Below are 22,156 nucleotides of genomic sequence, written 5' to 3' on the forward strand. Positions count from 1 at the left end.
CCATCCTCAACGCCATCCTCAGGGACCAGAAACCATGGCAGACAGCTTGACCAACAAGACAGTCGCTCACCATGAGGCTCGGTTTGGTCTGCGGGACAGCCGGCACGCCACGCGGGCCGGGCGCCGACTGGTGCTGCCGCCGACATCGACATGGAGCGCAGGGAACGCGACCCGCCTCAGCCGCCATGCCCGGCCTTGCGCCGGGCATTCACGAACGGCGGTCGCGGCAGAGAAGACGTGGATGGCCGGGACGAGCCCGGCCATGACGGTCCGTTGTGGTACGTGGCAAATGTCTCGCCACCATACGCCCGCGCCTCGTGGTTCGAGACAGCCGCTGGCGCGGCTTCCTCACCATGAGGCTCGGTTTGGTCTGCGGGACAGCGGGCACGCCTCACGGGCCCGGGCGTCACCCCGGGCTGCCGCCGACATCGACACGGAGCGCAGGGAACGCGACCCGCCTCAGCCGCCATGCCCGGTCCCGCGCCGGGCTTCCACGCACGGCGGCCACCGGAGAGAAGACGTGGATGGCCGGGACGAGCCCGGCCATGACGGCCCGTTGTGGTACGCGGCAAATGTCTCGCCACCATACGCCCGCGCCTCGTGGCTCGAGACGGGCGCTTTCGCGCCACCTCACCTTGAGGCTCGCTTGATGTGAATAGTATTGCGATGGCTTTGGTACCGCGCCACACACATAGCCCTCAAGGTGAGGAGCGGGCAATCGCCCGCGTCTCGAGCCATGCGGGCGGGCCATGGTCCCCGTCTCGGATAAGGTGGACAGACCGTGACCTGCGATCCTCCGGCCGCGCAAAACGGACGCAGAACGTTTTCGCAGCGCCCGCGAAGGTTGATCGGCTACCGGTCGATCTGCTGGCGGGCAGAAATTGCCCGGGTGAAGCCTAACGATCCAGCGCGCGCTTGAGAATGTCGCGCGCGATTTCCGGTGCGTCGTCGGCGAGATTCCTGAATCCGTCTCGTATCGCCAACTCACCTATCGCTTCGCGTACGAACGGGTGCTTGAGTTCGTGACAGAGTAGGGATACTCGGTCATTTCGGCACCGACTATAAAGTCGATCTCGCCAATTCCCTCGAATACGATTTTTGAGAATCTGGCCCCGTCTGATCGATAGTCGGTCGGCACTCGGGACAGGCGGTAGTCGTTTTTGCCAAGTCGAGGTAGGGCAGAAGCTGAGGATCTTCGATGAAGTTGTCGACATCGTGCGACACTCGATGATCGATCCGGATCATCAAGGCCGTGCCACCGCCAAGCGTCCAATGGTCAACGACGCCCGTCTGCTCGATCAGCGAAATCGCGTCACGAAAGAGGCTTTGCCAGTTGGAATCGTGGTTCAATCGGCTGCGAGAGCGGCAAGCGGGTACGATTCGCCGGAGTAGTTCGCGAACTCCCGAGCGGCAGCAATCAGCTCCGAAGCCGCTATGCCGTAGCACTCAGCAAACTCGAACTGCAGCGAGGCATCGACCTCACCGAAGAACGACGAGAGGTGCCCCGGCCTGGATCTGGCCAAAGAAGGGTCCTTCAGGCAATGCGCAAGCGCCTCGCCGTTCAGCGGAGTGCGGTAAGGCGCATTGACCGTCGAGAGGACGATAGCGGGCTCGAACTTCCTAGTCATGACAACGGCCATATATGCCTTTGGCCATCACGTATCAATTTTCGGGCCGATCGCCGGCGATCGTTCGCCGCGATCACGGGAACGAGTTGCACAGAACGCAAAACGACCGGGCGATGGCCCGGCCGTTTCGGTCGCCTTGAAGAGCAGGCGTCAGTAGCGGTACTGGTCGGTCTTGAACGGGCCTTCCGGCGCCACGCCGATATAGGCCGACTGCTCCGGCGTCAGCTTGGTCAGGCTGACCCCGAGCTTCTCCAGGTGGAGGCTCGCGACCTTCTCGTCGAGGTGCTTGGGCAGCACGTAGACCTTGTTCTCGTACTGGCCGCCGTTGGTCCACAGCTCGATCTGCGCCAGCGTCTGGTTGGTGAACGAGGCAGACATCACGAAGCTCGGATGGCCCGTGGCATTGCCGAGGTTCACCAGACGGCCCTCCGACAGGAGGATCATCCGCTTGCCGTCAGGGAACTCGATCATGTCGACCTGCGGCTTGATGTTCGTCCACTTGTAGTTCTTCAGCCCTGCGACCTGGATCTCGTTGTCGAAGTGGCCGATGTTGCAGACGATCGCCATGTCCTTCATGGCGCGCATGTGGTCGACCGTCAGCACGTCCTTGTTGCCGGTCGCGGTGACGAAAATGTCGGCGTGCGGCGCCGCCTCCTCCATCGTCTCGACCTTGAAGCCGTCCATCGCCGCCTGCAGCGCACAGATCGGGTCGATCTCGGTGACCACGACGCGGGCGCCGGCGCCGCGCAGCGACTGGGCCGAGCCCTTGCCGACGTCGCCGTAGCCGGCGACCAGCGCGACCTTGCCGGCCATCATCACGTCGGTCGCCCGACGGATGCCGTCGACGAGGCTCTCGCGGCAGCCGTACTTGTTGTCGAACTTCGACTTGGTGACGGAGTCGTTGACGTTGATCGCCGGGAACGGCAGGTCGCCCTTCTTCTGCATCTCGTAGAGACGCAGTACGCCGGTCGTCGTCTCCTCGCTGACGCCCTTGATCGACGCCTTGACCTTCGCGAACCAGCCCGGCGTCGCGGCGATCCGCTTGCGGATCTGCGCGTAGAGCGCCTCCTCCTCCTCGCTGGTCGGCTCCGGCAGCGACCCGCCGTCGGCCTCGGCACGGGCGCCGAGCAGGATGTAGAGCGTCGCGTCGCCGCCGTCGTCGAGGATCATGTTGGCGACCTCGCCGGATCCGAAGTCGAAGATCCGGTCGATGTAGTCCCAGTACTCGACCAGGGTCTCGCCCTTCACCGCGAACACCGGCGTCCCCGCAGCCGCAATGGCGGCGGCCGCATGGTCCTGCGTGGAGAAGATGTTGCACGAGGCCCAGCGCACGTCGGCGCCGAGCGCCTGCAGCGTCTCGATCAGCACGGCCGTCTGGATCGTCATGTGCAGCGATCCCGAGATCCGCGCGCCCTTGAGCGGCTGCGAAGCGCCGTATTCCTCGCGCGTGGCCATCAGGCCCGGCATCTCGGTCTCCGCGATCTCGATCTCCTTGCGGCCCCACTCCGCCAGCCCGAGATCCTTCACGACATAATCATTACTCATAATGGCTTCCTTCTTTGTATCGGTACGGGCTCAGGCTGCGGCCGAGCGGATGGAATCGGCCAGATCGTCCTTCTCCCAGGAGAAGCCACCGTCCTCCTCGGCCGGGCGGCCGAAGTGGCCGTAGGCGGAGGTGCGGGCGTAGATCGGCCGGTTGAGCTTGAGATGCTCGCGAATGCCGCGCGGCCGCAGGTCCAGCGTCTGGCGCAGCATGGAGGCGAGCTTGTCCTCGGCGATCTCGCCGGTGTCGTGCAGGTTGACGTAGACCGCGAGCGGATCGGCGACGCCGATCGCGTAGGACAGCTGGATGGTGCAGCGCTCGGCAAGACCGGCCGCGACGACATTCTTGGCGAGGTAGCGCGCGGCATAGGCGGCCGAGCGGTCGACCTTGGTGGGATCCTTGCCGGAGAACGCGCCACCGCCGTGCGGGGCGGCGCCGCCATAGGTATCGACGATGATCTTGCGGCCGGTCAGGCCGCAGTCGCCGTCAGGCCCGCCGATCACGAACTTGCCGGTGGGATTGATGTGCCAGACGGTGCTGCCGGTGAGCCAGCCGTCGGGCAGCGCGCCGCGCACGTAGGGCTCGACGATCGAGCGGATGTCGTGCGAGGTCAGCTTCTCGTCGAGATGCTGGGTGGAGATCACCACCTGGGTGACCTCGACGGGCTTGCCGTCGACGTAGCGCAGGGTGAGCTGGCTCTTGGAGTCCGGGCCGAGCATGCCGGATTCGCCGGACTTGCGGGCATCGGCCATCAGCTTGAGGATCTTGTGCGAGTAGTAGATCGGCGCCGGCATCAGCTCCGGCGTCTCCTTGCAGGCGTAGCCGAACATGATGCCCTGGTCGCCTGCGCCCTCGTCCTTGTCGCTGCCCGCGTCGACACCCTGGGCGATGTCGGCCGACTGCGAGTGCAGCAGCACCTCCACGTCGGCGTTCTCCCAGTGGAAGCCGGCCTGCTCGTAGCCGATGTCGCGGATCGCCATGCGGGCGGTGTGGGCGATCAGGTCCTTGGTGATGGAGGACGGGCCGCGCGTCTCGCCGGCGATGACGACGCGGTTGGTGGTCGTCAGCGTCTCGCAGGCGACGCGCACCTGGCTCGGGTCCCAGCCCTCCTTGATCGCGATATCGAAAAAGGCATCCACGACCTCGTCCGAGATGCGGTCGCAGACCTTGTCGGGGTGGCCTTCGGACACCGATTCGCTGGTGAACAGATATTCGTCGGACATGGGTCGCCTCTCTTCTTCGGGTTGTCTCGTCTGATTGTCTCGTTCCCTCGCGCAACCGGCGCGAGGGCGGCGGGCCGTCAGGCCTGCCTGCGCGAGATCACGTAGGTCTCGTCGTTGAACCACAGCCCGCCATGCTTGCGCAGGACCTCGGCCGTCGCGTCGATGTAGCGTCCGTCCTTTACCACGCCGCTGAGGCGTTCGTCCTCGATCTGGGCGACGTAAATTGCCGCATTCCAGGCCGCAAACAGGGTCGACGTGCCGATCGCGCCGGCCAGTTCGTTGGGCAGGGTGTGCATGTCGTAGCGGAACACCGAGCGGGCATCCGAATAGGCGTTGTACTTCAGGTCGCGGTTGGTCGACCCGAGGATGTCCTTCACCGCCTTGAGGATGTCGTGGCGATCGTTGCGGTAGGGCTGCTCGTCCGGCCACACCTTCTGGACGATCTCCAGGCCCGGATCGTTGCCGTGGCTGTGGATGCCGACCAGCCGGCCGCCGGGACCGAGCGCGCGGGCAAGCGGCGCGACGACCTTGCTGGCCTTGAACTCGGCCGGGACCCGCAGCCGGTAGGGCTGCGAGGCGATGATCATGTCGAAGTCCGCATGCGTCGTGCCTGGCTTCGGGATCACCGAATCGAGCAGGAACTTGTGGTCGCGCCGGTAGATGACCAGCACCACCGGCCGCTCGTAGATCGGGTTGCCGGTCTTGGCGCTGGTCTTGGCCTGCCAGTGCTCGGCCAGGAAGGGCTGCAGCGCGGTGATCTGCTCCTCGAAGTCGAACGAGGAGGACCCCTCCAGCGCCACCTCGTGCCAGACCAGGCTGGCGGCGGCGGCCGGCGAGCGGACCCGCAGCCAGGGCGCCTCCGAATAGTACATGTTGGTGAACACCAGCACGCTGGCGGGATGCTCGTTGAAGCGGTCCGGCATCTTCTCCAGCGCCAGCCGGATGTCCTCCAGGCTGATCTCCTTGCCGGAGATGTAGTGCGGCATGGTCGGGAACCGGTTGTGCATGGCGCGCATCAGCCGCGTCAGCACCGTTCCGTCGCCGAGCCCCGCATCGAAGACGCGCACCGCCGGCGGCGAGGGATGGATGTGCGCCAGCTCCATCGCCACCCGGTTGGCGACCACCCACTTCTCCGAGCAGGTGTTGACGAACATCAGGTACTTCTGGCGGTTGTCGAAGAACCGGAAGTTCTTGCCTTCCTGGGTCTCGGGATCCGGATCGGCGTCCGGCGGGGGCGCGCCGGCCGATGCGGCGCCGGCGTCCGGTGCCGTGCGCGCTGCGGACGCAGCGCCAGGTCCGGCCGCGGCGGCAGTCTCCAAATGTTCGACGGAGTCGTCCGGTCCGGGCATGGCCTCGCTCTCCTCGCCGGCGCCGTCGGGGCTGGCGGAGCGCATGAACTGCTGCAGCCGCTCGAGCGTGTGGAGGGTGACGCTCTTGCCGTCGCGCAGCCGCGCGACGAGCTTGCCGTCATTGACCGCAAGGCGGCCGAAGGTCGACTCGGCCATCTGGTGCTGCTTGCAGTACCGGCCGATCTCGGTAAGCAACGCTGCGTGTCCCGACACGGCGCAAATCCTCCCGACATGATTTTCCTTGTTGCCCATATCAGGGGCAAATCGCCCGGGCCTTGTCAAAGAAAATCTTTCCCACAATTTTCGTGGGCGGAATCCCAAGGCGGAATATGTGGGCAGAGGGTGGGTGAGGTCAAGTCCCACCCGCCGGCAGCGGCCGCAGGCGGCCCGAGGTGCGCCGCGAAGGCCGTGCAAATTGGGGGAAAAGAGCGAATTCTCGACGCGGCGCCCCCGGGCTTCCGGCGGCGCGGCTGCGGGGGGCGACGGCCCTACTCTTCGCCGAATCGGGTCTCGACGAGCTGCGACAACGCCTCGACCGCGGCCCGCGCCTGCGGACCGGTCGCGGCGATCTCGATCCGGCAGCCCGGAGCGGCACCAAGCACCAGCAGTCCCATGATCGAGGTGCCGGCGACGGTCTGGTCGTCGCGGGTCACGGTGACGCGGGCGTCGAAGGTGCCGGCGAGCTTGACGAACTTCGCCGAGGCCCGGGCGTGCAGGCCGCGCTGGTTGCAGATCTCGACGGTACGGGTGAGCGGATCGCCGGCCCTGTCGCCGGCGCCGGGGACGCTGGGAATCTCGTTCATGCCTACTTGCCGCCGGACAGGACCTCGCTGGCGACGCTGATATACTTGCGTCCGGCGTCGCGGGCCATGGCCGCGGCGTCCTTCAGCCCGGTGTCGCCGCGGATGCTGGCGAGCTTGATCAGCATCGGCAGGTTGACGCCTGCGACGACCTCGACGTTGGCGTTTTCCATGACGGATATCGCCAGGTTGGACGGGGTGCCGCCGAACATGTCGGTGAGCACGATCACGCCGCCCCCGTCGTCGACCTTGTTGACGGCGGCGAGGATGTCGTTGCGGCGCTGCTCCATATCGTCATCCGGCCCGATCGATATGGTCTCGAAGCGATCCTGCGGGCCGACCACGTGCTCGACGGCGGCGCGGAATTCGGCGGCAAGACGGCCGTGGGTGACGACGACTAGTCCGATCATGCGTTGTCAGCTTGGGTTCCGATTGCCTGCAGTCCCAGGCGATTCCGTGTGCCGATCCGAGCGCCCTGGCGCAGCGGGACAGTCCGTTCGAGAGTCGTTCTACCTGCAGCTCGCGCATCGCCGCGACCGCCGGGCCGCGAACCGGCGCATCTTGACCCGGTCCGAGCCACGGTTTCAAGCCCGAATGCTGTCTTTGTGCATCGCAGCGATTTCGGGAGCCGCGCCGGCCGGGCGATCGCCGCCGGCGAGCGCAAGCGCGGCAACGATGCGCTCCCGCGCCGCGGGATCGCCGGCCGGCAGCGCGAGCCGGGGCAGGTCCACGCCGCACAGCACCGCCCGCGCATCGGCGCCGGCCGGCAGCCGCTCGATCCTGTCCGCGGCGACCAGGTCGGCGACCAGCCTGACCACGGCGCGCGGCTCGAAGGAGGTCGGCACGATCCCGAGCCCGCGCACCTCCATCGCCCCGCGGATCGGCGCCGGCGCGACGGCGACCAGGCGGCCGGAGGCGGCCCGCACGAGGACGGCGTCGTCGGCGACCAGGCGGACCAGCCGGCCCGGGCCCGACAGCGCCAGCAGGGCGGCGGCGAGCGAGCTCTTGCCCGATCCCGGGGCGCCGCGGATCAGCACCGCGCCGGCACCGACCAGCACGCAGGTTGCCTGCACGAGCGACATCGGAGCGGGCGACACGGGGGCGGGCCTCTGGGCGGCGGGCGCTTCCGGACCGGGTGCAGGCGTCATGCCGGCGCCCCGTCAGCCGGCTGCGGGAAGGCGGACGATGAACCGGGCGCCCAGCACCTTGCCGGTCCGGTCCGGCGCCTCCGGCGACGGCGGCGCCAGCCGGTTCTCGGCCCAGATCCGGCCGCCGATCGCCTCGACGATCTGCCGCGAGATCGATAGGCCGAGGCCGGAATGGCTGCCGAAGGCGGCGTTGTCGCCGCGATCGGTGTAGAAGCGCTCGAACATCCGCTGCGCGTTCTCCTCGGGGATGCCCGGGCCGTCGTCGTCGATGGTGATCTCGATCTCGCGGCGCACGCGCCGCGCGGAGACCCGCACCGTCGCGCCGGGCGGCGAGAACGACTTGGCGTTGTCGACCAGGTTGTTGACGACCTGGCCGAGCCGCGTGTCGTGCCCGTTGACGTAGTAGGTCGCCGGCTCATCGGCGTCGGCGATCGTCAGCACCACCTCGGGCTCCGTCTCGTCGCGGCGCATGTCGTTGAACAGCGCCACCACGGTCTCCAGCAGCCTCACCATGTCGACGGGCTCTGAATCGGTGCGGGCGAGCTCGGCATCGAGGCGGGAGGCGTCGGAAATGTCGGTGATCAGCCGGTTGAGCCGCTCGACGTCCTGCTGGACGATGGCGATCAGCCGCTCGCGGTCGGCCTTGGTGCGGGCGCGCGGCAGCGTCTCCACCGCGCTCCTCAGCGAGGTCAGCGGGTTCTTCAGTTCGTGCGCGACGTCGGCGGCGAAGCTCTCGATCGCCTCGATGCGCCGGTAGAGGGCCTTGGTCATGTCACGCAGCGCATGGGAGAGGTGGCCGATCTCGTCGTGCCGGTCGGTGAAGTCGGGGATCTCGGCACGCGCCTTGGTGCCGTAGCGGACCCGTTCGGCGGCGGCGGCCAGCTTGTGCACCGGCCCGGCGATCGTCGAGGCAAGCAGCATCGACAGCCCCAGCACGACCACGGCGGCGACCAGGAAGATGCGCAGGATCGCCATGCGCTCGGCGGCGACGATGGCGTCGATGTCGCCGCCCTGCGTGGACAGCAGCAGCGCCCCGTGCACGGCGCGGAACCGCTGGATCGGCACGGCGACGGAGACGATCATCTCGCCCTTGTCGTTGACCCGCACGACGCTTGCCGAGGCGCCGTTCAGCGCCGCGTCGACTTCCGCGTAGCTGCGCCCGGCATCCGGGCCGACCTCCTCGTAGACCGGCAGATCGCCGCGCCTGAACCAGCGCCGGACGTCGTTCCAGACGCGCTCGAGGGCGCCGGGCTTGGCACTGCCGGGCGGCGGCAACTCGTAGGCGAGAATCTGGCCGCGCGAGAAGATGTGCCGGGAATCGAGGATCAGGAAGCCGTCCCGGTCGTAGATGCGGGCGCGGGTGCGCGTCGGCGAGATCAGCCGGCGCAGGATCGGCGCGACCTGCTCGGGATTGATGAGGAAGTCGATGACGCCGAGCTGTTCCTCGGTGGGCGCCAGCGACTGGCCCTGTCCGAGCTTCAGCAGGATCTCGGGGTCGATCGTCAGTGCGCCCGGATCGTAGGTGCTGGAGGAGGCTATGGCCCCGGCGATGATCTCGCCCTGGGTCAGCAGGCTTTCGACGCGCGCGTCAATCAGGCCTTCGCGGAACTGGTTGAGGTAGAGGATGGCCGAGACCATCGCCACCAGGCCGGCCAGGTTGAGGATGGCGATGCGGCGGGACAGGCTGGAGAAGGCGTGGTCGGTGAGATAGCTGCCGATACGGCGCAATCCCCCCGTCGAGGAGCCGGTGCGCGCGTCATCGGTCTCGTCGTCGCGGGTATCCTCCCCCCGGCGCCAGCCCTGTTCCGCCTCGACCGCCATACGTTCCCGGTCAGGCCTCCTTGAACCGGTAGCCGACGCCGTACAGCGTCTCGATCATGTCGAACCCCTTGTCGACCGCCTTGAACTTCTTGCGCAGCCGTTTGATGTGGCTGTCGATGGTGCGGTCGTCCACATAGACCTGGTCGTCGTAGGCGGCGTCCATCAGGGCGTTGCGGCTCTTCACCACGCCGGGCCGCTGGGCCAGCGCCTGGAGGATCAGGAACTCGGTGACGGTCAGCGTCACCGGCAGGCTGCCCCAGGTGCAGGTGTGGCGCTCCGGATCCATCATCAGCTGGCCGCGCTCGATCGCCTTGGAGCCCTCCTCGCGCGGCGCCGCCGCCTCGCGCGGGCTCGCCCGGCGCAGCACGGCCTTGACCCGCTCGACGAGCAGGCGCTGGGAGAACGGCTTCTTGATGAAGTCGTCGGCGCCCATCTTCAGACCGAACAGCTCGTCGATCTCCTCGTCCTTGGAGGTGAGGAAGATGACCGGCATCTCCGACTTCTGCCGCAGCCGGCGGAGCAGCTCCATCCCGTCCATCCGCGGCATCTTGATGTCGAGGATGGCGAGATCGGGCGGCGTCGCGTTCAGCCCCTCGAGGGCGGATGCGCCGTCGGTGAAGGTCAGGATCCGGTAACCCTCGGACTCCAAAGTCATGGAAACCGAGGTGAGGATGTTGCGATCGTCGTCGACGAGAGCGATTGTCGGCATTTCTGGGGCGACTCGCGGCTGTTGTCAGTGCGTCCGGACGCCAGACATATTGTCCGCACGGCGAAAATGTGGCGGCGCAGCGAACAGTTTTCCATAGTCGCGTCTTAGTTTAATGGGAATTCCTTCACCTGTCATGGGCCGATCGGAGACACGCAATATGGGCCAAGACCAGCAGGAAGACGTCCGCCGGGACACGTTCGACGCCCTCGCGGCGGCCCGCCGCGTGCTGCGCACCGCATCGACCGGCGGCCTGGGGACGGTCGGCGAGGACGGCCATCCGTTCACCTCGCTGGTCACCGCGGCAACCACGATATCGGGCGAGCCGGTCATGCTGCTGTCGGACCTTGCGGTCCATACGCGCAACCTGAAGCGCGACGCGCGCGCCTCGATCCTGCTGGTGGAACCGGGCGGCGAAGCGGGCGACCCGCTCGCCGGCGCCCGGCTGACGGTCGTCGGCCGGGTCGTCGCCGACGCCGATCCGCGGCTCAGGAGCCGTTTCCTGGCACGCCATCCCGAAGCCTCCGGCTACGCCGACTTCAAGGACTTCTCGTTCTACCGGATGGCCGTCGAAGCCGCGCACCTGGTCGCGGGCTTCGGCCGGATCGTCACGATTGCCGGCACCGACCTGCTGGTCGACGCGCCGCCGTCGCTGGCCGACGGCGAGGCCGGCGCGGTGGCGCACATGAACGAGGACCATGCCGACGCCGTCCAGCTCTACGCGACCCGGCTGCTCGGCCTTCCCGACGGTCCCTGGAAGCTCACCGGGCTCGATCCGCACGGCCTCGACATGTCGTGCGCGGGACGCTCGGCGCGCCTCGATTTCGACGCGCCGATAGACGGGCCGGGAAAGTTGCGGCAGACGCTGGTGGCGCTGGCGGGACAGGCGCGCGGAATGGCCGCATGAGCGAGGGCGAAAGCGGACGCCAGAGTCGCTTGCTCCCTGCCATGGCATTGTCTAGGTTCCCCGGCCACGTGCCGGGTCGCAGGGCGGCGGCGGCCGATATCGAAGCGCTTTTGCCGGTCGGCCTGCGGGCCACGAGGACCGGCTGCACGCAGACTGTCAACGAAACGGCTTGACGATCGAGGCCAGCGGGCGGCCGCCGGACCGGAATGAGCCGACGGAGCGATACGCGGGAGACTGCAGGTGAAGGAAAACGGTGCTCGGAATGCCGAGTTTGGCGCGGAGCAATTCGGTTTCAGCGGTCTCGACGAGGTCCGCTGGAACTGGACCGAGCCGCAGCTCCTCGAGGCGGCGGCAGCGGCGAACGAGGGCCAGTTTACCAGCTCGGGCGCATTCGCGGTGGAAACCGGCCAGCACACGGGACGCTCCGCCAAGGACAAGTTCGTCGTCCGCGACGATGCCACCGACCCGGTCATCTGGTGGGACAACAACCGGGAAATGTCGCAGCCGCACTACGACACGCTGCGCGCCGACATGCTGGCCCACGCGGCGGGACGGCGCCTCTACGCGCAGGACCTCTACGGCGGCGCCGATCCGAAGAACCGCCTGCAGGTGCGCCTGTTCGTCGAGCATGCCTGGCACGCCCTGTTCATCCGGCACCTGCTGATCCGTCCCGACCGGGGAGATCTGCGCGGATTCGTTCCGCAACTGACCATCGTCGACCTGCCGAGCTTCCGCGCCGACCCGCAGCGGCACGGCTGCCGCGGCGAGACCGTCATCGCCTGCGACCTGTCGCGCGGCGAGATCCTGATCGGCGGCACCTCCTATGCCGGCGAGATGAAGAAATCGGTGTTCACCGTCCTCAACTACCTGCTGCCCGCCAGGGGCGTCATGCCGATGCACTGCTCGGCCAACGCGGGCGACGGCGGCGACGTGGCAGTGTTCTTCGGCCTGTCGGGCACCGGCAAGACGACGCTTTCGGCGGATCCGGCGCGCACGCTGATCGGCGACGACGAGCACGGCTGGGGCAGCGACGGCATCTTCAACTTCGAGGGCGGCTGCTACGCCAAGACGATCAACCTGTCGGAGGAAGCCGAGCCGCAGATCTACGCGACGACGAAACGCTTCGGCACGGTGCTGGAGAACGTCATCCTCGACGAGACGTCCCGCGAGCCGGACTTCAACGACGGCCGGCTGACCGAGAACACCCGCTGCGCCTACCCGCTGCACTATATCGACAATGCCAGCGCCACCGGCCGCGCCGGCCACCCCGCCAACATCGTCATGCTGACCTGCGACGCCTTCGGCGTCATCCCGCCGATCGCGAAGCTGTCGCCGAGCCAGGCCATGTACCACTTCCTGTCGGGTTATACCGCCAAGGTGGCTGGCACCGAGAAGGGCGTGACCGAACCCGAGGCGACCTTCTCGACCTGCTTCGGCGCGCCGTTCATGCCGCGCCATCCCAGCGTCTACGGCAACCTTCTGCGCGACCTGATCGCCCGCCACGGCGTTTCCTGCTGGCTGGTGAACACGGGCTGGACCGGCGGCCGCTACGGCGAGGGCCGGCGGATGCCGATCTCGGTGACCCGCGGCCTGCTGACGGCGGCGCTCGACGGGTCGCTGCGCTCGGTGCCGATGCGCACCGATCCGGTCTTCGGCTTCGAGGTGCCGATCGAGGTGTCGGGCATCGACCCGGCCATCCTCGACCCGCGCTCCACCTGGGCAGATCCGGCCGCCTACGACGCGCAGGCCCGCAAGCTGGTCGCCATGTTCCAGGCGAATTTCGACAAGTTCGACAGCCATGTCGACCCGGAGGTGCGGGCAGCCGCGCCCGACATGCAGGCGGCGGCCGAGTAGGGCTGCCGCGACCGGCTCCCCGGCAGGAGCCCTTGCCATCTCCCGCGGTTGCCGCGATACCCTCGTCTTCCGGAGCGGCGAGCGATGAACGGCGAATTCGACCTTGACGCCTATCTGAAGCGGATCGGCTATGCGGGCGACCGGGCCGCGAGCCGGGCGACGCTCGCCGGACTGACGCTCGCCCACGCCCAGGCAATCCCGTTCGAGAGCCTCGATCCGCTGCTCGGCCGCCCGGTCAGGCTCGACATCGCCTCGCTGCAGGAGAAGCTCGTCGGCGCCTCGCGCGGCGGCTACTGCTTCGAGCACAACGCGCTGCTGCAGCGCGCGCTCGCGGCGCTGGGGTTCAGCGTGACGGGGCTCGCCGCGCGGGTGGTGATGAACCTGCCGCCCGATACCGTGACGGCGCGCACCCACATGGTGCTGAAGGTCGAGCTTGCGGACGGTCCCGCCATCGCCGACGTCGGCTTCGGCGGGATGACGCCAACCGGGCCGCTGCTGCTGCGCACCGGCCTTGTCCAGGGGACGCCGCACGAATCCTTCAGGCTTGCCGACAGCGACGGCGAATACCGCCTCGACGCCCTGATCGGCGACACCTGGACACCGATCTACCGATTCGACCTGCAGCCGCAGACCACTGCCGACTACGAAGTGACGAACTTCTATACGTCGACGCATCCCGCCTCGGCGTTTGTCACCCGGCTGATCGCCGCCCGACCGGTCCCCGGCGGCCGCTGGGCGCTCAGCAACACCTCGCTGGCGCGGCACAGGCTCGGTGGCGAGACCGAGCGGCGCACCCTGTCGAGCGCGGCCGAACTGCGCGACGCGCTCACGGACATATTCGGCATCGTGCCGCCGGCCGATGCCGGGCTCGAGCCGGCGCTGGCCCGCATCGCAGGCGGCGAGGCGTGAGCCGGTGACCCCGCCGCCATGAGCCAGCGTCACGGCGCGATCGCGGCGGGCCATCCGCTGACCGTCGAGGCGGGCGCCGAGGTGCTCGCCGAGGGCGGCAACGCGTTCGACGCGGCGATCGCCGCGCTGTGGATGGCCTGCGTCTGCGAGCCGGTGCTGGCGAGCCCGGGCGGCGGCGGCTTCCTGACCGCGCTGTCGGCCGACCGGCCGGCCGGCGGGCAGAGCCGGGTATTTGATTTCTTTCCCGCGACGCCTGCCGCCAGGAGGCGCGAGGACGAGATCGAGTTCGCCGAGATAGAGGTCGACTTCGGCACCGCGCGGCAGGCCTTCCATGTCGGCGCCGGGGCGAGCGCGGTGCCGGGCTTCGTGCCGGGCCTGTTCGCCGTTCACGAGGCGCTCGGCTCGGTGCCGATGCGGCGGCTCGCCGAGCCCGCGATCAATGCGGCCAGGACCGGCGTCGAGATCCGGCCGCTGCAGGCCTACCTGCTGCAGGTCGTCGAGCCGATCTGCCGCTGGACCGCCGGCGCCGAGGCGCTGTTCACCCTCGACGGCAAGCTGCCGCAGGCGGGCGCGGTGATGCGCAACGGCGATCTCGGCGAGGCGATCGACGCGATCGCCCGCGAAGGGCCGAGGATCGCCACGGAGGGCGAGATCGCCGCGGCGATGGCCTCGGTCTCGACCGATCACGGCGGCCATCTGTCGGCGCAGGATCTCAGGTCGTATGCGGTCGAGTTGCGCGCCCCGATCCCGATCACCGCGGGCGGCTACGAGGTGCGGCTGAACCCGCCGCCAGCGCTCGGCGGCGCCCTCGTGGCGGCGATGCTGGCGCGGCTCGACAGCGGCGCGGCGGAGGACCATATCGGGCGCGCCCGGGCCGTCGACGAGGTCGACCGGTTCTGGCGCGAGGCGCCGACGGATCCGGGCCGGCTGCTCGGCGGCGCGGCACCGCGCCCGGCCCAGGCGACCAGCCGCGGCACCACCCATGTCAGCGTCATCGACCGCCAGGGCAACGCGGCGGCGGCCACCGTGTCGAACGGCGAGGGCAACGGCCGCCCGGTGCCCGGCTGCGGCTTCATGCTCAACAACATCCTCGGCGAGGACGACCTCAATCCGGACGGCTTCCATCGCTGGCGGACCGCCACGCGGCTCGGCTCGATGATGGCGCCGTGCGTCGCCGTCCACCGCGACGGCGCGGTGGTGGCGCTGGGATCCGGCGGTTCCAACCGGATCCGCACGGCGATTTTGCAGGTGATCGCCAACCGCTGCCTCGCCGGCATGCCGATCGCAGAGGCGATCGAGGCGCCGCGCCTGCATGTGGAGCGCGGCCGGCTCGACTTCGAGGACCTGTTTCCCGGCGGCGTCCGCGAGGCGCTGACGGCGGCGTTCCCGGACCATCTCGCCTGGCCGGAGCGCAACCTCTATTTCGGCGGCGTCCATGCCGCCGAACGCAATGCCCGCGGCGGCTTCGAGGCCGCCGGCGACCCCCGCCGCGGCGGCGCCAGCCGCATCGCGTGAGGCCGGCGCGGATGACGGCGGCAGGCCGCCGCGGTAGCCTGCGCGCGGCGACGTCAGGGAGGACAGCATGAGCGCAGCCGCCGACCGCCCCGCGATGGTGCCTCTCGATTTTCGCGAACGCGACCCGGCCGAGATGGCGGCGCGCGCCCGCGATTTCCGCGCCCTGATGGCGCGGCGGCGCACGGTGCGCGAGTTCGCCGACCGGCCGGTGCCTGCCGCGCTGATCGAGGACTGCGTCATGACGGCGGCCTCGGCGCCGTCGGGCGCCAACCAGCAGCCCTGGCACTTCACCATGATCGGCGATGCCGCCGTGAAGTCGCGGATCCGCCGGGCCGCGGAGGCGGAAGAGCGCGAGTTCTACGCCGGACGGGCCGGCGCGGAGTGGCTGGGGGCGCTGGCGCCGCTGGGAACCGACGCCGACAAGCCGTTCCTGGAGACCGCGCCGTGGCTGATCGCGGTGTTCGGCGCCCGCTGGGGGATAGAGGGCGGACGCCGCATCAAGCACTACTACGTGCCGGAATCGGTGGGCATCGCCGTCGGCCTGCTGATCGCCGCCCTGCACAACGCCGGCCTGGCGACGCTCACCCATACACCGGCGCCGATGGGGTTTCTCAACCAGATCTGCGGCCGGCCCGACAACGAGAAGCCCTACGTGCTCGTCGTCGCCGGATACCCCGCGGCCGGATGCGCCGTGCCCGATATTTCCCGCAAGACGGCGACCCAGATCGCGACCAAACTTTGACATCAAAATAATCGGAGCGATTGCCACTTTTGGCCCGAAGGCGGTTTCCCGGCACGGCAAAGTCACTGTAGATTGCCGGTGCATTGGGAATCATCCGTGGGCTCGGGAGGATTGAATGGGGCTTTGGACCAACCGCGCGGGGGCAGGCTGCCTGGGGTTGACCGTGGCAATGTGCTTCGCCGGCGTCGCCACTGCTCAGGACAGCAAGCAGGGCAGCAGCCAGAGCGACAAGCCGGCAGCTCCCGCTGTCGTCGTCGAAGCCGTCAGGAACCAGGAGATAACCAAGTCGACGCAATTCGTCGGCCGCGTCCAGGCGATCCAGCAGACCGATCTGAAGGCGCGCGTCGAGGGCTTCCTGGAGTCGGTCGAGTTCAAGGAAGGCGCGATGGTCAAGAGCGGCGAGCAGCTCTACCAGATCGAGACCGGGCCCTACGAGGCGGCGCTGGCCGGCGCCCAGGCCTCGCTCGCCTCCGGCAAGGCCTCGCTGGCCGGCACCCAGGCGCGGCTGCAGGACGCCGACCTGACGCTGGAGCGGCAGACGACGCTTCTGAAGTCCAACACCGTCTCCCAGGCCGCGGTGGACAAGGCGCAGGCCGACCGCGACCAGGCCTACGCCGACGTGCAGAACTCGCAGGCCCAGATCGCCGAGGCCAATGCGCAGATCCAGACGGCGCAGCTGAACCTCTCCTACACCAAGGTGATCTCGCCGATCGACGGGCGCATCGGCAAGACGAACTACACGCTGGGCAACCTCGTCGGCCCCTCATCCGGCACGCTTTCGACAGTGGTCCAGATGGACCCAATGCGGGTCGTCTTCTCGATTTCGGATCGCGACTACGTGAACGTCGTCGAATCCGTCCAGGGCGGCGCCCCGGCGGACGCCAGCGACGGCACGGGCGCACAGAACGCCGCGACGGCGCCCTCGGGCGCAGCGGATGCGAGCGGCTCGGGGTCCGCCGGCAGCGCTGCAGCGGGCACCGAGAGCCCGACCTCCGGCACCTCGGGTTCGGACGCCTCCAGCGCCGCCTCGTCCGGCTCCAGCACCGCCGCTGCGGGCACCGGCGGCGCAGATGCCGACGGCACGGCCGAGGGTTCCGCCGCTCCGGCTCCCGCCACGTCCGCTCCGGCCACATCCGCTCCCGCCACGTCGGACGATACGGCGAGCGCGGGCGCGTCGACTGCAACCACCGCGACCGCAGACACCGCCGACGGTGCCGCGGGCACCGATGCGGCATCCTCCGAGGCCCCCGTCGCGGAAACGAAGGGGGGCACGCCGGTCGCCCCGGACCAGGACGTGAACAAGGCGCTGGCTGCCGAGGCCGCCGCCATGGACACGCCGAACACGGATGTGCGGAACGACTTCGTCCCGACGCTGATCCTGCCGAACGGCCAGCCCTACAGCGACAAGGGCAAGATCTCCTTCATCGACAACGAGGTCGATCCCAACACCGGCACCATCGCGGTGTACGCGGACTTCCCCAACAAGCAGTTCGTGCTCGTTCCGGGTCAGTTCGTCACGGTCAACGTCGCCGTCGGCGAGGCGAAGTCGATGCCCGTCGTTCCCGCCGGCGCGGTCCTGCAGGACAAGCAGGGGCCGTACGTGCTCGTCGTCGACAAGGACAATCGCGCCCAGATCCAGCGGATCGAGACGGCGGAGAAGATGCAGACCGGCTGGGCCGTCTCGGCCGGCCTCACGCAGGGCCAGATAATCATCGTCGACGGCATCCAGAAGGTTCAACCCGGCATGGTCGTCAATCCGCAGACTGCCAAGCCCGCGAGCTGACGCCCCATGTTCTCATCCGTCTTCATCGAGCGGCCACGCCTGGCGATGGTCGTGGCCATCGTCATCACCCTGGTCGGCGCCATCGCGATCACCGTGATTCCGGTGGCGCAGTATCCCAACATCACGCCGCCGGTGGTGCAGGTCTCGGCGACCTATCCCGGCGCCGACGCCGAAACGATCGCCGAGACGGTGGCCGCCCCGATCGAGGAGCAGGTCAACGGCGTCGAGAACATGATCTACATGTCCTCGACCAGCGCGTCGGTCGGCACCTACACGCTCAGCGTCTCCTTCGACATCGGCACCGACCCCGACATCGCGCAGGTCAACGTGCAGAACCGCCTGCAGGCGGCGCTGCCGCTGCTGCCGCAGAGCGTCACCGACCTCGGCGTCACCGTCACCACGCAGCAGCCGAGCTTCCTGCTGATCGTCAACATCTTCTCGCCCAACGAGACCTACGACGGCCTGTTCCTGTCGAACTTCACGACGATCAACGTCCAGGACCCGATCGCCCGCGTCCAGGGCGTCGGCAGCGCCTCGATCCTCGGCGAACTCGACTATTCGATGCGCATCTGGATGGACCCCATCCGCATGGCGGCGCTGTCGATCTCGCCGCAGGACGTCTACAACGCCATCTCGGAACAGAACATCCAGGCCGCCGTCGGCCAGATCGGCGCCCCTCCGATCGCCAACCAGCAGGTTCTTCAGTACAACATCACGGCCGAGGGCCGGCTGGTGAACACCGACCAGTTCGGCAACATCGTGGTGCGCACCAATTCCGACGGCGGCATCGTGCGCGTGCGCGACATCGCCCGGATCGAACTGGGCGCACAGAGCTACGCGGCCACCAGCCAGCTGAACGGCAAGCCGGCGGCGACGCTGGCGATCTACCAGTCGGCCAACGCCAACGCGCTCGGCGTCGCCAACGGCGTCCGCGCCGAGCTCGAGAAGCTGAAGTCGCGCTTCCCCGACGACGTCGACTACGTGGTCACCTACGACTCGACCGCCTTCGTGACGGCGACGATCCACGAGATCATCATGACGCTGGTGCTGACCGGCTTCATCGTGCTGGCCGTCGTGTTCATCTTCCTGCAGGACCTGCGGGCGACGCTGATACCGGCGCTGACGATCCCGGTGTCGCTGGTCGGCACCTTCGCCATCCTGCTGGCGCTGGGCTTCTCCGCCAACACCATCACGCTGTTCGCGATCATCCTGGCCATCGGCCTGGTGGTCGACGACGCGATCGTCGTGGTGGAGAACGTCCAGCGCATCATGGAGGAGGAACCAGGCACCACCGCCAAGGAGGCGGCGCACCGGTCGATGCGCCAGGTCACCGGCCCGATCATCGCCACCACGCTGGTGCTGATCGCCGTGTTCGCGCCGGTCGGCTTCCTGCCCGGCATCACCGGCGAGCTCTACCGGCAGTTCGCCGTGACGATCTGCGCGGCGGTGTCGCTGTCGGCCCTGAACGCCCTGACGCTCAGCCCGGCCCTGTGCGCCGTCGTGCTGCGGCCGCCGCGCGAGGCGCGCGGGCCGTTCCGCTGGTTCAACGTCGGCCTCGACAAGGTCCGCAACCGCTACACCGGCCTGGTCGGGGCGATCGCGCGGCGCTCGCTGATCGCCGGCGTGATCATCCTGGCGGTCGGGCTTGGCGCCGGCTACCTGTTCAAGATCACCCCGACCGGCTTCATCCCCACCGAGGACCAGGGCGCGCTGTTCGTCAACATCCAGCTGCCCGACGCGGCCTCGCAGCCGCGCACCCAGCAGGTGGTGAACCAGGTGGAGCAGATCGCCAAGCAGACGCCGGGCGTCTCCGACGTCATCACGGTGAACGGCTACTCGCTGCTGTCGGGCGCCTCGGCCTCGAACACCGCGCTGGCGGTGGTCGTGTTCAAGCCGTGGGACGAGCGCACGACGCCGGAGACGAGCCTGAAGGGCATCTACACCTCGCTCAGCAACGCCTATTCGCAGATCGCCGAGGCCGACATCCTGGCGTTCCCGCCGCCGGCCATTCCCGGCATCGGCGCGACCGGCGGCTTCGACATGCAGCTCGAGGCTCTCGGCGGCCAGTCGCCCGAGGAGTTGGCCTCGGTGATGCAGTCCTTCGTCGTCGCCGCCAACGGCGACCCGTCGATCGACCGCGCCTACTCGACCTTTTCGGCCAGCGTGCCGACGCTGCTGCTGAACGTCGACCGCGACAAGGCGCAGAGCCTGAAGGTGCCGGTATCGACGCTGTTCCAGACCCTCGGCGCGCAGCTCGGCTCGCTCTACGTCAACGACTTCAACGCCTACGGGCGCACCTACCAGGTCAACCTCGCCGCCGACGAGCAGTACCGTACAGAGATCCAGGACGTCCTGAACCTGTACGTGCGCAATCAGGACGGCCGGATGGTGCCGGTGCGGACGCTTGCCACCATCGAGCCGGACCTCGCGCCCACCCTGGTGATGCGCTACAACAACTTCGCCTCGGCAACCATCAACGGCTCCACCGCGGCCGGCTATTCGTCGGGCCAGACGATCACCGCGCTCGAGGAACTCGCGGCGAAGAACCTGCCGGAGGGCTACAGCTACGAATGGTCCGGCCTGACCTACCAGGAGGTGACGGCCGGCGGCCAGGTCGGCATGATCTTCGCGCTGGCGATCATCTTCGGCTACCTGTTCCTGGTCGGCCAATACGAGAGCTGGGCGATCCCGTTCGCGGTCATCACGTCGGTGGCCGTGGCGGTGCTCGGCGCCATCGCGACGATCGCCTATGTCGGCATCGCCAACAACATCTACTGCCAGATCGGCATGGTGCTGCTGATAGGACTGGCGGCGAAGAACGCGATCCTGATCGTCGAGTTCTCCAAGGAACAGCGCGAAGCCGGCAAGACACTGGTCGAGGCGGCGATGGAGGGCGCCCACATGCGCTTCCGGGCCGTCCTGATGACGGCGATCGCCTTCGTGCTCGGCGTCGTGCCGCTGGTGCTGGCCAGCGGCGCCGGCGCGGCAAGCCGCATCTCGATGGGCTTCACCGTGCTGGGCGGCATGGCGGCGGCGACGTTCTTCGGCATCATCCTGATCCCCGGCCTCTACGTGATGTTCGAATGGGTGGCCGAGCACCTGTCGGGCAAGCGCCGGCGTGAGGCCCGCGAGGCGGCGGCCGCGAACGCGGGCGCGGGCGGCACGGCGGCGGAGTAGCCGCCGGACGCGTGACCGCGCGCCGGGGCGCGCATATGATTGCGGCGGGCGGCCGGCCGGGACAATAGCGGCCGCCGGAGCCGGAACGCGCCCGACCCATGAACGATCCAGCAAGAGTCCTGTCTTGCCTCGCCCTTGCCCTGACGTTCGTCTCCTGTGCACCGGCGGCAGCGGCCGATCTCTACGCCGCACAGACCCTCGTCACCGGGCAGGGCCCCGAGAGCCGCGCCGCCGGCTTCGCCCAGTGCCTTCGCGAGGTGCTGGTCAAGGTTTCGGGCAATCCCCGCCTTGCCGACGAGCCGGCCGTGGCGGCGCTCGCGGAGGGAGCCGGTGACCTGGTCGCCGGCTTCACCTACCGCGACCGCATGGCCGGGATTCCGGTGCACGACGAGCAGGGCTCGCGCGACCGGCCGCACGTCCTCACCGTCGCCTTCGACCCCGGCCGCGTCGACCGGGCACTGCGCGACCTCGGCAGCGAACCGTGGCCCGAGCCGCGGCCCGTCCTGGACATGCGCGTGGACGTGCGCAACGGAACGTCCGGCTTTTCCCTGACGGCCGATGCGGACCGCGGCCGCGACATGCGCGGGGCACTGGAGGCGGCGGCGGAGCGCTACGGCATGGACGTCAGGCTGCCGGAATCGAACGGGGCTGGCCCCGCGGCCCTGCCGCTGACCGGCACCCTCGTCTGGCAGCCGGACACGCTCGGCTGGGCGGCACGGTGGCACCTCGACGACGGCGGGCGGGGCCACGACTGGGCAATCCGCGACGTCAGCTTCGATGCCGCGTTCCGCAGCGCGATCGGCGGCGCCGCGCAGATCCTGTCTGGAAACGGCGCCCCGGTACAGACGGCGCGGTGAAGCCGGCGCCGCCGGCCGCGCTCCCTCCCCGCCGAGACTATTCTGCATCCTGGTCGCTCGCTGCGCTCGCTCCTCGCCGGGTAATTCCTGGTCCCGGTCGCTCGCTGCGCTCGCTCATCGCCGGGTAATTCCTGGTCCCGGTCGCTCGCTGCGCTCGCTCATCGCCGGGTGATTCCTGGTCCCGGTCGCTCGCT

General features: G+C 68.8%; 18 protein-coding genes. 8 read left to right on the plus strand and 10 right to left on the minus strand.

Going from position 1 to position 22,156, the window contains the following annotated elements:
* Nucleotides 1-1,059: 1,059 nt before the first annotated feature.
* The 10 genes from V3328_RS26605 to V3328_RS26390 form a co-directional block, all read right to left on the minus strand.
* Entirely contained in the window at nucleotides 1,060-1,446 is a 387-nt protein-coding gene (locus tag V3328_RS26605; protein ID WP_378759370.1) for a nucleotidyl transferase AbiEii/AbiGii toxin family protein, read from the minus strand.
* Nucleotides 1,347-1,628 (minus strand): hypothetical protein, encoded by a 282-nt coding sequence (locus tag V3328_RS26350; protein ID WP_340332723.1) that lies wholly within the window; start codon nucleotides 1,626-1,628, stop codon nucleotides 1,347-1,349. The genes V3328_RS26605 and V3328_RS26350 overlap by 100 nt, the downstream gene beginning before the upstream one ends.
* 150 nt (nucleotides 1,629-1,778) lie before the next feature.
* On the minus strand, nucleotides 1,779-3,173 hold the full coding sequence (gene ahcY / locus V3328_RS26355; RefSeq protein WP_340332724.1) for an adenosylhomocysteinase: 1,395 nt from the start codon (nucleotides 3,171-3,173) through the stop codon (nucleotides 1,779-1,781).
* Between the two features lie 30 nt (nucleotides 3,174-3,203).
* Nucleotides 3,204-4,394: a methionine adenosyltransferase gene (gene metK / locus V3328_RS26360; protein ID WP_340332725.1), complete on the minus strand. Its 1,191-nt coding sequence runs from the start codon at nucleotides 4,392-4,394 to the stop codon at nucleotides 3,204-3,206.
* Between the two features lie 77 nt (nucleotides 4,395-4,471).
* The gene (locus V3328_RS26365) at nucleotides 4,472-5,899 is read right to left on the minus strand and encodes a hypothetical protein (protein WP_340332740.1); all 1,428 of its coding nucleotides are present in this window, start codon (nucleotides 5,897-5,899) and stop codon (nucleotides 4,472-4,474) included.
* A 332-nt stretch (nucleotides 5,900-6,231) separates the two neighbouring features.
* Nucleotides 6,232-6,546: an HPr family phosphocarrier protein gene (locus V3328_RS26370; RefSeq protein WP_340332726.1), complete on the minus strand. Its 315-nt coding sequence runs from the start codon at nucleotides 6,544-6,546 to the stop codon at nucleotides 6,232-6,234.
* A 2-nt stretch (nucleotides 6,547-6,548) separates the two neighbouring features.
* Entirely contained in the window at nucleotides 6,549-6,953 is a 405-nt protein-coding gene (locus tag V3328_RS26375) for a PTS sugar transporter subunit IIA (RefSeq protein ID WP_340332727.1), read from the minus strand.
* A 174-nt stretch (nucleotides 6,954-7,127) separates the two neighbouring features.
* Nucleotides 7,128-7,691, minus strand: coding sequence for an HPr kinase/phosphorylase (locus tag V3328_RS26380; RefSeq protein WP_340332728.1), 564 nt, complete (start codon nucleotides 7,689-7,691; stop codon nucleotides 7,128-7,130).
* A gap of 12 nt (nucleotides 7,692-7,703) precedes the next feature.
* A complete protein-coding gene (locus V3328_RS26385; RefSeq protein ID WP_340332729.1) occupies nucleotides 7,704-9,512 on the minus strand; it encodes a stimulus-sensing domain-containing protein in 1,809 nt (602 codons plus the stop codon).
* Nucleotides 9,513-9,522: 10 nt separating this feature from the next.
* Nucleotides 9,523-10,221 carry a response regulator gene (locus V3328_RS26390; RefSeq protein WP_340332730.1) on the minus strand — a complete coding sequence of 233 codons (699 nt, stop codon included), beginning with the start codon at nucleotides 10,219-10,221 and terminating at the stop codon, nucleotides 9,523-9,525.
* Between the two features lie 157 nt (nucleotides 10,222-10,378).
* Between V3328_RS26390 and V3328_RS26395 the strand changes: the two genes are divergently transcribed.
* From V3328_RS26395 to V3328_RS26430, 8 genes are all read left to right on the plus strand, one after another.
* On the plus strand, nucleotides 10,379-11,125 hold the full coding sequence (locus V3328_RS26395) for a HugZ family pyridoxamine 5'-phosphate oxidase (RefSeq protein ID WP_340332731.1): 747 nt from the start codon (nucleotides 10,379-10,381) through the stop codon (nucleotides 11,123-11,125).
* A 240-nt stretch (nucleotides 11,126-11,365) separates the two neighbouring features.
* Nucleotides 11,366-12,979, plus strand: a complete 1,614-nt coding sequence (locus V3328_RS26400) for a phosphoenolpyruvate carboxykinase (RefSeq protein WP_340332732.1) — start codon at nucleotides 11,366-11,368, stop codon at nucleotides 12,977-12,979.
* Nucleotides 12,980-13,063: 84 nt separating this feature from the next.
* Nucleotides 13,064-13,888, plus strand: coding sequence for an arylamine N-acetyltransferase family protein (locus tag V3328_RS26405; protein ID WP_340332733.1), 825 nt, complete (start codon nucleotides 13,064-13,066; stop codon nucleotides 13,886-13,888).
* 18 nt (nucleotides 13,889-13,906) lie between these two features.
* Complete coding sequence (locus tag V3328_RS26410) at nucleotides 13,907-15,403, plus strand: gamma-glutamyltransferase (protein ID WP_340332734.1); 1,497 nt, start codon at nucleotides 13,907-13,909, stop codon at nucleotides 15,401-15,403.
* 67 nt (nucleotides 15,404-15,470) lie between these two features.
* Complete coding sequence (locus V3328_RS26415) at nucleotides 15,471-16,145, plus strand: nitroreductase family protein (RefSeq protein ID WP_340332735.1); 675 nt, start codon at nucleotides 15,471-15,473, stop codon at nucleotides 16,143-16,145.
* 115 nt (nucleotides 16,146-16,260) lie between these two features.
* Nucleotides 16,261-17,928: an efflux RND transporter periplasmic adaptor subunit gene (locus V3328_RS26420; protein WP_340332736.1), complete on the plus strand. Its 1,668-nt coding sequence runs from the start codon at nucleotides 16,261-16,263 to the stop codon at nucleotides 17,926-17,928.
* A gap of 6 nt (nucleotides 17,929-17,934) precedes the next feature.
* Entirely contained in the window at nucleotides 17,935-21,105 is a 3,171-nt protein-coding gene (locus V3328_RS26425) for an efflux RND transporter permease subunit (protein WP_340332737.1), read from the plus strand.
* A 98-nt stretch (nucleotides 21,106-21,203) separates the two neighbouring features.
* Nucleotides 21,204-21,962 (plus strand): DUF2066 domain-containing protein, encoded by a 759-nt coding sequence (locus V3328_RS26430; protein ID WP_340332738.1) that lies wholly within the window; start codon nucleotides 21,204-21,206, stop codon nucleotides 21,960-21,962.
* Nucleotides 21,963-22,156 lie beyond the last annotated feature (194 nt).

This window comes from Microbaculum marinum, from assembly GCF_037855135.1.
In the GTDB taxonomy this organism is placed as follows: Bacteria; Pseudomonadota; Alphaproteobacteria; order Rhizobiales; family Tepidamorphaceae; genus Microbaculum; species Microbaculum marinum.

Coding starts and splice junctions, on each gene's coding strand:
- V3328_RS26350 (WP_340332723.1), bottom strand. CDS start 1,628: ATGACTAGGAAGTTCGAGCCCGCTATCGTCCTCTCGACGGTCAATGCG.
- ahcY (WP_340332724.1), bottom strand. CDS start 3,173: ATGAGTAATGATTATGTCGTGAAGGATCTCGGGCTGGCGGAGTGGGGC.
- metK (WP_340332725.1), bottom strand. CDS start 4,394: ATGTCCGACGAATATCTGTTCACCAGCGAATCGGTGTCCGAAGGCCAC.
- V3328_RS26365 (WP_340332740.1), bottom strand. CDS start 5,899: ATGGCCGAGTCGACCTTCGGCCGCCTTGCGGTCAATGACGGCAAGCTC.
- V3328_RS26370 (WP_340332726.1), bottom strand. CDS start 6,546: ATGAACGAGATTCCCAGCGTCCCCGGCGCCGGCGACAGGGCCGGCGAT.
- V3328_RS26375 (WP_340332727.1), bottom strand. CDS start 6,953: ATGATCGGACTAGTCGTCGTCACCCACGGCCGTCTTGCCGCCGAATTC.
- V3328_RS26380 (WP_340332728.1), bottom strand. CDS start 7,691: ATGACGCCTGCACCCGGTCCGGAAGCGCCCGCCGCCCAGAGGCCCGCC.
- V3328_RS26385 (WP_340332729.1), bottom strand. CDS start 9,512: ATGGCGGTCGAGGCGGAACAGGGCTGGCGCCGGGGGGAGGATACCCGC.
- V3328_RS26390 (WP_340332730.1), bottom strand. CDS start 10,221: ATGCCGACAATCGCTCTCGTCGACGACGATCGCAACATCCTCACCTCG.
- V3328_RS26395 (WP_340332731.1), top strand. CDS start 10,379: ATGGGCCAAGACCAGCAGGAAGACGTCCGCCGGGACACGTTCGACGCC.
- V3328_RS26405 (WP_340332733.1), top strand. CDS start 13,064: ATGAACGGCGAATTCGACCTTGACGCCTATCTGAAGCGGATCGGCTAT.
- V3328_RS26410 (WP_340332734.1), top strand. CDS start 13,907: ATGAGCCAGCGTCACGGCGCGATCGCGGCGGGCCATCCGCTGACCGTC.
- V3328_RS26415 (WP_340332735.1), top strand. CDS start 15,471: ATGAGCGCAGCCGCCGACCGCCCCGCGATGGTGCCTCTCGATTTTCGC.
- V3328_RS26420 (WP_340332736.1), top strand. CDS start 16,261: ATGGGGCTTTGGACCAACCGCGCGGGGGCAGGCTGCCTGGGGTTGACC.
- V3328_RS26425 (WP_340332737.1), top strand. CDS start 17,935: ATGTTCTCATCCGTCTTCATCGAGCGGCCACGCCTGGCGATGGTCGTG.
- V3328_RS26430 (WP_340332738.1), top strand. CDS start 21,204: ATGAACGATCCAGCAAGAGTCCTGTCTTGCCTCGCCCTTGCCCTGACG.